Raw genomic sequence first — 10,846 nt, 5'->3', positions numbered from 1 at the left:
ACGCCTGATCGGCTTGAACGCCACGACCTCGACCGAAACCTGACCGGTCGCATCCATCTCGATCAGGCTCATCGATTTTTCCGAGTCGGCCTCGTCGAAGCCGAAGGCCAGAGGCGAGCCGGAATAACGAATATGGTCAGCGCTGACCGATTGGGGGCGATGAAGATGCCCGAGGGCGACATAGTGCGCCCCGTCAAAAGCGGAGGTCCTGACCGTCTCTATGCCGCCAACCCGCGTCAGGGACCGCTCGCTTTCGCTGACCGAACCTCCGGTGACGAAGGCGTGCGCGACGATGATCCACCGCGCGCCTTCAGGAATCTGGGAGCGGGCGGCTGCGACTTGCGCCACCAGCACATCCTCCGGCGTATCAATGGTCTCGCTCTCAAAGCACTCGCGCGCCGCATACTCGTATGCGAACGGCAGCGCCGAGATTGCGACCGGGCCATGCTTGTCTGAGAGCAGAAGCGGTGCTTCCTCAGCACTGATCGCACCGCGGATGAGCCAGCGCGAGCGATCCGCCGCGATGGCTGAAAGGTCGATACGGTCCCCTGAGTCGTGATTGCCCGCGATCATGGCCACCGCGGCGTTGGTCTCGGTTTTAATTCGTTGGAGAAATCCGTTGAACTGCCGCACCGCACTTCGCGGCGGCGACGCCCTGTCGAAGACATCGCCGGCGATGATCAGCGCATCGACGCCATTGGCCTTCACCGCCTCGACGATCTGGTCGAGCACCGCTGCGTGATCCTCCTCCAGGGAGATCCCGTTGAACTGACGACCGAGATGCAGGTCGGAGGTGTGCAGCAGCTTCATGACTTGTTCCGTATATTTTTTATACGTATACTTTTTTGATGTATAGGTTAACAAGAGTCAAGAGAGGAAATTGGATGACGCTCGACGAGCTCAAACATGCCCAGAGACAGCGCCTATTGTTTCTCGACCGGTGCTTCACCTGGCGCGGCGTTGCGCGGCGGCGTGATCTCACTGAGCGATTCGGAATCTCGACGGCACAGGCCGCAAACGATTTTCGGGCCTACCTCGCTCTGATCGCTCAGAACGCGCCGGAATATGACGCCCACCTGAAAGCCTATGTCGCAGCGCGTGAACATCAGCCGATTGCGCCTTCTTCGATGCTGGACGTATTCGGCGTTCTCGACACGACCTCGGATGATGAGTTGCCCGCTGCACTGCCCCGCGCAAAGCGGTGGCTGGACCCATACGTCGCGACCGTGCTTCACGACGCCATCTCGAACCATCGAAAAGTCAGAATCGCCTACACCTCGATGAGCTCTGGTGAAACGGCTCCGCATTGGATCGCGCCAACACGGTTTATCTTCGATGGCGAGAGCATTCATTTCCGGGCCTACAGCTATAAACGCGGCGAGTACCGGAACTTTCATCCCGCCAGGATCGAACCGGAGAATGAGTTCCAAGCAGGAGAGATCGAGGCGCCTTTGCCTCTGGATACCGAATGGCACACGCTGAGCATCATCTGGCTCAGGCCAAGCGCGCGGCTCAGCGCCGCGCAAGCCGATGTGGTCAGGAGAGAGTACGGCTTCAGCGACGATCTCCTGAAAGTCGAAGTGCGCAAGGCGCTCGAGTTCTATCTTGACCGGCGTTGGGGCCTGAATGAAGCGGGTGCGAGACTGGAACGCGTGCGTACGGAGCATCTTCCAATCGAAGCAGGTTGACCAGAATATTCCCGATCGGGAATTTTATTCGAATGTCGCGCGTTCTCGAAAGAAATCTTCCCGAACGGGAATGCGGGTTCAAGCTTTATGGAGCTATGTGGGAACATCCATTAACGCAGCAGAGTGTCCAGGCTTGTCCGCTGCGCGGCGTGCTTTTCCGGATTCGTGTCTCGCAGTTTCAGGATGTTCTGCAGCTTCCACTGGACGGCGGGGAGGTCTGCCGCGAATGGCAATCCGATGACGTCGAAGTCCGGTTCGCCTTCGACCAGCGTTCGCAGAAATTGCGCGGCATTGCCGCTCAGACGGGACTGGACGTCTTCAATGAGCCTGACCCGCACGTGTTCCAGTTCAGCGACGCTGACAGCATCGACGGTCATGCCGGAAAACTCAGCCTCGAAGACGTTTGTTAAGAGTGCGAGGTTCGGATTCAGCAATTCATGTGGCGGTCGGCTGGAGCTCGCGACATAGACGAGGAAGGCCCGAAAGAGATCATCCGTGACGCCCTCATTCTCGTAAAGCAGCTTCACGTCGAACAGATCGCGCGGGTGCTGGCGGTCAAGCGCCGCATGGAGTTTGCCGGCATAGAGATCCTCGAACGCGACCAGTTTGGTCTCTGCGAACCCGAATTCGTCCTCGACCGCTGGTGAGACGCGTTTGGTTTCGGGCTCGAAGACCACGCCGCGTGTCACAGGGGAGGTTTCGACCTTCACGGTCGCAGATCCGCGCCGGAAAAGGACGCGGGTTGCGCCGCCGCCACCGCCTGCGATCCTGCTTGCGGTCACGCCTCGCACTTCCGAGCCTACCGCAGCGATGCGGTCCATGGCGGCGTCGATGTCCGCAAGGGACTGCACGCGGTCCCTGATCGGAAGGAAGGTCAGATCGACATCGACCGACAGGCGCGGGAGATCACGATAAAACAGGTTGATCGCCGTGCCGCCTTTCAGGGCGAAGTCGTCCTCTGCCGCCACCGCTGGCAGAATATCGACCAGCAGCCGGACCTGATCCACATATCGCTCACGCGCCATAGCGCGCCTCACTTTGCGGCATCAGCTCAGGCGGTACGGAGATCGCGTAACGCGGATGAAACTGTCCCTTCTCAAAGAGGGCGCGCGGCCCCGAGCCAAGGTCGAATCGCTCGGGCGAGAGATGTCGCCGCCAGGCATGGCCATGCTTGTCGGCAAAAACGAAGAAGAGCCGCTTGACCTTGATGCTGGTGCAGCACGCCAGCAGCTTTTCCAGTCGGCGGGGGCGCGCGGAGGCGAGGCCTTCGAAGGCCGTATCGACGATATGAACGCTCTCATGCTTGGGCAGCTCATCCAGCAGTTCGAGGATGGCGCGTTCCGGCGTTGAACATTTCAGTGGGCCAACCGGGGAGTCGACTTCCGTCGTTTCCTCATCAGCGTGCATGTCAAACAGTTTGGCGCTGTGCAGCCGGTAGCGGCCAGTCTCATCCAGCCGCTTGAGCCAGGTCGGATGCGCTTCGCCATAGAGGTGGACATCCTGATCGCCGCGCATCGGCAGATAATGGGCGAACCCCTGCAGCTCCAGCGCGGTCCGTCCGCCGACGACCGATGAATAGTCCATGACGTGCTGCAGCGAGCGCACGACGAGTTGCCAGTCTGCGCTGCGAGCATCAGCCTGCGGGCGTCGGTAGAGGCCACGTACGACCGGTTCGAGCCAGCCGCTGTCGATGTATTTGTGGGCGAGCATGCGCGTGATGCCATGTCGCTGCAGCGTCGGCGTATCGACCAGCCGCCCGGGCAGGACGGTCTCCAGCAGCCATTTTAGCTTTGTCTCGTTTTGTCGCGTCATGGGATACAAAATAGCTGGGTTTCGAAATTTGACAAGCAGAGAATTTCGAGTGCAACCTTCTTGGTATACCCAATGGATACTAAAATCGCCCAGTTCGAAACATGTTGATTCCAGCGAACTTGGCTAAACGATCCTGCTAAGGCTGATCCAGCGTTTCGGCACTTGACCAGCTCTCGCAATTTTCGCGATCTCTCTGCGCAACTGGCAGGTTTGGCCCACTCTACTACCGGTAAAGAAGATCAAGTCGTCAGGCAAAAATTCGCCAAAAATGGTCGTAGGAATGCGGCTGGGCGAATGTCCGGTTTTGGGTTTGACCGATCAATCGATGCTGGCGCAGTAAGTGCCCAAGCCCGGGAACTCCGGACGCGCCTTCCGGAGCGGCATAGTCACACTAAGGCGTTGTGCGACCGGGCGGAAACGTCAATTCGAACTGCCGCTTCTACTTGCCCCATCTCGCATCCTAGACTTGCCGATTTGAGACCGTACGACAAGGTCGCTCCGCCTACCGGCTTGGGTTAGTCATCATCTTCAATTTCGTTGTTTTGAGCCTCGCTAGACTCCTGCTCGGACTGCGCAGCGATCTTTGCTCCTAGGTCATAGGGGCCCCAAACATATGCCAAAGCCGCCAAACCCAACGTCGATCCCAGCGCGAGCCCCAATGCACCGCGGACCCCGCCTTCGAAGAATGACCGAGCACCGCCGAACAGTGTAATGGCCAACAAGTTGTATTTAGTGAAGAGGGCGAACACGAGGATTGCTGCAGCATGCCCAATCGCGAGAACCATGATTGCGGTCCCTGCTGCTTCGTGCACTTCCAGCAGAGGGGAATCTTCACCTTGGCCGAGGCCGACCACGCCCAACCCTACAGCAATGGGTATGATTGCCAGAAAGAGAAACCCGCCAATACGCGCGCCTTGCATCATGAGTGGTGCAAAGGCTTTAGGTCCCTTGGAAAGATTGGGCCATTTCAGACGCCATGCGTCCTTCACAAATGGGCGAATATTGCCCAGCAAACGCGTACCCAATCGTGCAAGAACGAGCGCCAGCGCCGCGGTGCCGGCGGCAATATGCACAAGCCCACTTCCATCATCCGGCTTGGGCGCCAGCAAGGCAACCGTCACGGCGATCGCCAAGCCCCAATGAAAAGTTCTCTTGCTCAGCGCCCAGTTCGTGGCATTTGGTACGCCCATTTCGCATTCTCCAGGACAATCGACGAGTAAGGTCAAAGGTTGATTGCAGATGTTGATCAATTCAGTGTACGCACATTATCATCTGACGTTCTGACAGGATCCTGACGACACTGGCAAAAAGCGAATAGTTTACCGGCTAAATTTATCCCTGAATCGGTGGGTGCTGACACCGAATTGGTGTCATTGTCGCGGGCGAGCTTTGGTCCATCGCTCAATGCGTTTTGAGGACACTAAAGAATCCCGAAGGCGACGCCGCGGTGAGGAGTTTTCTGCCACCACACCGGAACAAGTCGTCCCGATGACGGCGCCTGACAACTTCGAGGCTGCCAGGCGCCGCCCGATGCCGGCAGCCACAGAGTGGCAGCAGCACTGGATCGACCGTGGGTGGGGGGACTCGGTCGATCGTCAGGGTTCGGATTATGTGAGGCTTATGCGCAGATTTAGCCTATTTTGGCGCATGCCCGCTCTTTTATTTTGAGATCGACTTCAGCGAGGCATTATACCCGGCGGCATGGGTCGCTTCGTCGGCAGCGATCTGACGGAACATTGCCGCCACTTTCAGGTCGCCGTCTGCTTCAGCCTGATTGGCGAAGTCGATGTACATCTTCGACGCTTCATAGGATTCGCCGGCAATCGCTTCCTGCAGATCCTCAGCGTCTGTCGTACCGAGGCCAAGAGCGTAGGCTTCCCGATCGAAGTGTTCGTTGGCTTCCACATTCGACGCATCCCGGAATTGCTTTGCGATTTCCGGATGGCCCGAGGCTTCTGCCACTTCAGCGTAACGCAGGTATTTAAGGCTCGCATAGGCTTCGCCGCGCATAGCGGCGTCGAGATTGGCACGGGTCTGTTCGGACAGGGCGGTTGCCTTTGCTGGCCCCTCTGCCGACGCCTGAGTAGCGAATAAGGACAGGCCGACAACGGCCATGGCGAGAGATGCTGAGAGTTTCATCTGGATAGCTCCTTGGGCTTAAAGCTGCGGAGGCAGCCCGGTCCTTTTGACAGCCGCTTCTGACAGAATGCTGACCTGAAGTACGATTTCCGAGCATCGCCCCCATTCGCAAATTTGAGCAGTCCATGAGACGGGCTCCGCTTAGGGCACGCGTCAGGACCCTGTCAGAACTCCGCGTTAAATGAACCTCTACCGGAACTGTCCGGTCGTCAGAAAGCCGGAGAAATCTTATGAAGACTATATTCAAACTCGTGCTCGTTGCCGCAGCTGTCGGCTTCGCACCGGCGGCGTTCGCTTCTCCGGAATGCACCACGAAGCCGCAATCTGAATGGCTCACGCCAGATCAGATGAAAGTCATCATTGCAAAGATGGATCTGAAGGATGTCAAAGTGTTTCAGGTCTCCGGCAGCTGCTACGAGATCTATGCCCACACCAAGGACGGCCATCGCGCGGAGATCTACTTCAATCCGGTGAACGGTAAAGTTGTCGAAAAAAATGTCGACTGACATGACCTCCGTTGCACCTACTTCGCCTGACCTCAAGGTTGCCAAAAAGCAGGTCAAAGTGTGGGATCCTGTCGTTAGGATGATCCACTGGACGGTCGTTGTGGGCGTGTTTGCGAATCTGACAATTTTGCGTGAATCGAGCGATACCCACCAGATCGTCGGCTATGTCGTGCTGGGCGCCGTGGCCTGCCGGATCGTGTGGGGCCTTGTTGCCCCGGGCCATGCACGGTTTTCGTCGTTTGCTCCGACACCGAAGAAGGTCTTGGGCTATTTCGCCGCGATGCGAGCGCGCAGGGAGCCGCGATACTTGGGGCATAACCCTGCCGGGTCGCTTATGATGTTCGGTCTGATTTTTCTGATACTGTTGATCAGCGCGACGGGGTGGATGATGAGCCTCGACCAGTTCTGGGGTGTAAAATGGGTCGAAGAGGTGCATGAGATGGCGGCCAACGTGATCATCGGTGCAATTGCCGTTCATGTGCTTGCCGCTGTCTATGTCAGCGTGAAGCACCACGAGAATCTGCCGCTTTCGATGATCACGGGGCGTAAGCGGCCTGCCGCAGAAGGAGATGTCGACAATGCGCCTGCTGCTGGTCGAAGATAACCGGCGCCTCGGCGAGCTCGTATGCGAGGGGCTCAGGACTGCGGGTTATGCGGTCGATTGGGTCACATCCATTGACGAAGCCGAAGCGGCGCTTGAAGCCGCACGCATTGATCTGATGCTGCTTGACCTGGGGCTGCCGGATGGGGACGGCATCGATCTCATCCGGCGCCTGCGCCGCGCAAGAAACATGACCCCGATACTCGTACTCACAGCTCGAAGCGGATTGAATGACCGGATTACCGGCCTTGACTCAGGCGCGGACGACTTCCTCGTAAAGCCTTTTGCAATCGAAGAACTTTCCGCCCGTTGCCGAGCACTTTTGCGGCGGCCGGATCGTGGATTGCCACCGCAGCTGATACTCGGAAATGTAGCTCTGGACCCGGGCGAGCGAACTGTTTCAGTTGGTGATGTCCGACAGGATCTTGGCCGCAAGGAGATCGACCTGCTTGAGGTGCTGCTTCGCCGGGCCGAGCATGTCGTGTCAAAACCGATGCTGGAAGATTCGATGTACAACATGAATGAAGATGTGAGTGCCAATGCCATAGAGGCAGCGGTTTCACGTCTGCGCCGGCACTTGAAAGAGGCGCAGGCTACCGTCGAAATCCGTACGGTGCACGGGTTGGGTTACTCCATCTCGGCTCAGCAAAAATCATCATGAGTGACGCCGGCGGGCGCGTCCCCAAGAGACCTAGCTTGTTCCGGCAGATCACTGTCCGGTTAGCCATCTTCGCGGTCATCTTTGCCCTCGTTGACGTTGGTATTGTCGTCTTCACTTATCTTAGCCAACCGCAGACTTTGGCCCAGGAGCTCCTGGATCTGGAGGTTTCGCGCCTTGACCCCGACGATGTGAGACAGCGGACTAACCGTGCGAACCCCTCTGCCGGTCTTCGCTGGTCCTACGAGCTTGTTGAGCCGCTTGGCGCCGATGCCGACCGAGCTGCGGACGATCCGGCATCCCGGTTGATAGACTGGACCAAGCGCGAACAAATTCCCGGGGGGTACCGGATTACCGGACTGCGGTCTGTCGAGCACGAAGGAGAGGCAACCTGGATCCGCCTGGAATTTGAAGGCCGCGGCCTTAGCCCTTTCTCCGAAGTCATCGGTCGGGAAATCGTCCAGCATGTTGCGCTGCCACTCGTACCCTTGTCGATCCTGCTGCTCGTCTTCAATGCGCTGGCTGTTCGCAGCGTTTTGAAACCGCTGTTTGAGGCGGAGCAGCAGGCGCTCGATATGGATCCCGGAAAGCCGGACCAACGACTTTCAGTATCAGCAGCGCCGCGCGAAATCACGACACTCGTCGATGCGCTCAACGGTGCCTTCGAGAGGCTGGACAAGTCCGTCGCCACCCTCAGGGATTTCACCGGCTTCGCGGCGCATGAAATGCGAACGCCTTTATCGATTATGTTGCTGACTGCGGGCAAGCTTCCGGCCGGCGAAACACGCCAGCAACTCATTGAAGACATCCGGTCCATGTCTCGGCTGGTGGGGCAGTTACTCGAACTGGCGCAAGCCGAAGCGCTGATCCTTGCTGATCCTCCGGTTGTGAATCTGGCTGAGATTGGAAAGGCTGTCTTTTCGGCCCTCGAAGAGGTTGCGAGTGCCCGCGGCCAAAGCCTGAAATTCACGGATCTTGGCAATTCAGATGCGTTAGCTCACCCTGAGGCTGTCTACCGCATCTACCGAAACCTGATCGACAATGCGATTGCGCACGCGCCGTCGGATAAGCCGATTGAAGTGACAGCGGGACCCGGACCAACAATCTCCGTGCAGGATTTTGGCCCTGGAATCCCGTTGCCTGACCGTACACGGATATTTGAGAAGTTCTGGCAAGGCGGCACGCGCGGGGATGGTGGGGCGGGGCTTGGGCTTGGGATCGTGAAGCGTCTGGCCGACGCGCTCGGCGCTGAAGTAACACTGGATTGTCCAGCTACTGGCGGCGCCACCTTCTCCGTCACGTTCCGAGCAAAAGTTGGGAATTAGCAGCTGACCGATCGACGCGCGGTAAATTCCTCGCCAATCGTCACGTCGAGTGGCGACGATCTGTTGATGCTGGAACAGTGATCTTCTCTGGATTAAACGGCTTGAAAACTGGAATCTTGAGACTGGCGCGCGGCCCGAAAGCTTCCCAGTTTCGTCAAACCCGACATTCGATGAGTAGATTGCAACAGGCAACTTTGGGCCAATCATACTCATTCGCCGTACTGGCATTGAATGGCGAAGTGTCTTCGAAACTGACATTCGTAACAACCGGACTAGCGAGTCTGTTCAAGATCGAAACGCGAGTCAGTTTTCATGCAACTGACAAAACGGGACGAACCCAACCAAGACGCTTGCCCACCCGCCATCACTCGCGACCTTCGAGCGCGTTCATGACGGCGAGGCCGACGCTCTTGGCGGCCTCCATCGCATGACGATCCGACAAATGGGCATAGCGCTGCGTGGTCTCAGGACGGCTATGACCGAGCAGTGTGCCGATGACCGGAAGCGACAGGCCGTTGGCCAGCGCGAAACTCGCAAAGCTGTGGCGAAGATCATGCTTCCTGACATCCGGCAGTCCCGCTTCCTCGCGCACCAGCCTCCAGACCGCCTGCGTCCCGCAATAAGGACCTGTGCCCGCATTATTGAGAAAGACCCAGGTCGGGTGCAGTCGCGGCAAAGCCTTGAGAATGTCGAGGACCTGCGGCGAGATCGGCCGGATCGACCGGCCTGACTTGGTCTCTTCAAACCGGAAGAAGGAGCGGTCGAAATCGATCTCCGACCATTTCAGCTCTTCGATCTCTTTGGTGCGTGCGCCCGTCATCAGCAGGAGACGGATAATCGTTATTCCGGTCACACGCCTATCCATTTGTTCCCACTCATCAAGGCATTTACCGAGACGGTGGGCCTCAGCCACAGAGAGGTAGCGTTCCTTCTTGCCATCCGGCGCGAGCCTCAGATTGGCCGCAACATTCTGGTCCACGAAGCCGATATCTTTCATATAGGCTAGGACACTCTTGAAGCTGACCATTGTCCGCTTCGCCGTCCCGGCACCGCCCGTGGCGCGGCGAACCCCATGCTTCTTGGTCTTCTGAACCACAGCCGTCCGGCCGGCGGTGATATCATCACGCAAGAGTTCGACATCCCGGCGCGTGAGTTCACGAAGCTTCTTGTTGCCGATTGCAGGGATGAGGTGAGCATCCATCCGGCTCATCTCATTCCGGATGTTACGCGGGTCTCTGGCTTTACCTGTTCGCCGGTTGCGGTGCGCCGCTTCGGCGTGCCAGATCTCGATGGCTTTTGCGACGGTGATGTCTGCTTTGGCCTTGGCGGCAGCGTCAATCTCTTCCCGGCGATCCTCTCCGAGGCGGGCATTGGCAAGATAGACCTGAGCCTCTTTGCGGGCCATCTCGCACGTCATCGTATTGGACGCGGCAATGCTCACCCGTCTCTGTTTTGCGCCGCGCCCAACGCCGACCCGATAAGATACAATGTAGGCCTTGCGCCCATTCGCGGCGATCCTGAGACCAAAGCCAGGAAGCTCCTTGTCCCAGATAATGTAAGGCGACTTTTTCGGGTCGGCCAAATCGACGACACGCTTCGTAATCTTGACCTTTTTTCCTATTTTTGACATCCAATCCTCCGGTTTGTCCGGTGGCGACTGGGTTTCCTGACTTTTGAGTCAGCACGGAGTCGGACAAATAAATCCAAAAACTCCAGCAACTGCGGGCCATTGAGCCCGAATTTGAGTCAGCACCATGTCAGCACCGCGAGCCGTAAACGGCTCCAATTTCTCGCAAGGTCTCGCAAAACCGCGACCCTCAAAAGTCATCATAAACCACGCTAAGTGCTTGTGTTAGAACGTTTTTTCGCAAGAACTTGCAAGGTGCTGCTGACTCTCGCAAACATGGTAGGGTCAAACTCCGAAGGCAGAGGTCACAGGTTCAAATCCTGTTGGGTGCACCAAGGTTTTCAGTGTCCGACCCGGACACATAGGTAACAGTATGTACCGGAGAGATGGGTTACACTTTTGCTCCGAACGGGTTGTCGATTATCTGCAGGGTTCTCTGCTCGAGGTCAACGTATCCGAGGTCATAGTGCATGAAGGAGACGAGCCATAT

Annotated in this window: 11 protein-coding genes; 5 read left to right on the top strand and 6 right to left on the bottom strand. The window is 57.7% G+C overall.

The window, feature by feature from the left end; all coding sequences use genetic code 11:
• Window positions 1-810 (bottom strand): exonuclease subunit SbcD (sbcD, locus tag VR74_RS03400; protein WP_045694444.1); only part of this gene is annotated, 810 nt, incomplete at its 3' end.
• 74 nt (window positions 811-884) lie between these two features.
• Here sbcD and VR74_RS03395 point away from each other — a divergent pair.
• Window positions 885-1,688, top strand: a complete 804-nt coding sequence (locus VR74_RS03395) for a WYL domain-containing protein (protein ID WP_045694442.1) — start codon at window positions 885-887, stop codon at window positions 1,686-1,688.
• 110 nt (window positions 1,689-1,798) lie between these two features.
• Here the strand turns inward: VR74_RS03395 and VR74_RS03390 are convergent, their stop codons facing one another.
• The 4 genes from VR74_RS03390 to VR74_RS03375 form a co-directional block, all read right to left on the bottom strand.
• The gene (locus VR74_RS03390) at window positions 1,799-2,713 is read right to left on the bottom strand and encodes a nucleotidyl transferase AbiEii/AbiGii toxin family protein (protein ID WP_045694441.1); all 915 of its coding nucleotides are present in this window, start codon (window positions 2,711-2,713) and stop codon (window positions 1,799-1,801) included.
• The gene (locus tag VR74_RS03385; RefSeq protein WP_045694440.1) at window positions 2,703-3,500 is read right to left on the bottom strand and encodes a type IV toxin-antitoxin system AbiEi family antitoxin domain-containing protein; all 798 of its coding nucleotides are present in this window, start codon (window positions 3,498-3,500) and stop codon (window positions 2,703-2,705) included. Before VR74_RS03385 ends, VR74_RS03390 begins: the two co-directional genes overlap by 11 nt.
• Window positions 3,501-4,015: 515 nt before the next feature.
• Window positions 4,016-4,690, bottom strand: a complete 675-nt coding sequence (locus tag VR74_RS03380) for a cytochrome b/b6 domain-containing protein (RefSeq protein WP_045694438.1) — start codon at window positions 4,688-4,690, stop codon at window positions 4,016-4,018.
• 469 nt (window positions 4,691-5,159) lie between these two features.
• The gene (locus tag VR74_RS03375; RefSeq protein WP_045694437.1) at window positions 5,160-5,639 is read right to left on the bottom strand and encodes a rubrerythrin family protein; all 480 of its coding nucleotides are present in this window, start codon (window positions 5,637-5,639) and stop codon (window positions 5,160-5,162) included.
• Window positions 5,640-5,869: 230 nt separating this feature from the next.
• On the opposite strand from VR74_RS03375, the gene VR74_RS03370 reads away from it, so the two are divergent.
• Genes VR74_RS03370 through VR74_RS03355 form a run of 4 tightly spaced genes read left to right on the top strand, consistent with a single transcriptional unit; the run spans window position 5,870 to window position 8,729 of the window.
• Window positions 5,870-6,145, top strand: coding sequence for a PepSY domain-containing protein (locus VR74_RS03370; RefSeq protein WP_045694435.1), 276 nt, complete (start codon window positions 5,870-5,872; stop codon window positions 6,143-6,145).
• Window positions 6,135-6,749, top strand: coding sequence for a cytochrome b/b6 domain-containing protein (locus VR74_RS03365; RefSeq protein ID WP_366462097.1), 615 nt, complete (start codon window positions 6,135-6,137; stop codon window positions 6,747-6,749). Before VR74_RS03370 ends, VR74_RS03365 begins: the two co-directional genes overlap by 11 nt.
• Window positions 6,724-7,407 (top strand): response regulator transcription factor, encoded by a 684-nt coding sequence (locus tag VR74_RS03360; RefSeq protein ID WP_045694432.1) that lies wholly within the window; start codon window positions 6,724-6,726, stop codon window positions 7,405-7,407. Before VR74_RS03365 ends, VR74_RS03360 begins: the two co-directional genes overlap by 26 nt.
• Before the next feature lie 35 nt (window positions 7,408-7,442).
• Window positions 7,443-8,729 carry a HAMP domain-containing sensor histidine kinase gene (locus VR74_RS03355; RefSeq protein WP_299949487.1) on the top strand — a complete coding sequence of 429 codons (1,287 nt, stop codon included), beginning with the start codon at window positions 7,443-7,445 and terminating at the stop codon, window positions 8,727-8,729.
• A 364-nt stretch (window positions 8,730-9,093) separates the two neighbouring features.
• On the opposite strand, the gene VR74_RS03350 is transcribed toward VR74_RS03355, so the two are convergent.
• On the bottom strand, window positions 9,094-10,359 hold the full coding sequence (locus tag VR74_RS03350; RefSeq protein ID WP_299949485.1) for a site-specific integrase: 1,266 nt from the start codon (window positions 10,357-10,359) through the stop codon (window positions 9,094-9,096).
• Window positions 10,360-10,846: the final 487 nt, after the last annotated feature.

This window comes from Hyphomonas sp. BRH_c22, assembly GCF_000961795.1.
Taxonomy (GTDB): domain Bacteria; phylum Pseudomonadota; class Alphaproteobacteria; order Caulobacterales; family Hyphomonadaceae; genus Hyphomonas.
This window is presented reverse-complemented; position numbering and strand designations above follow the sequence as displayed.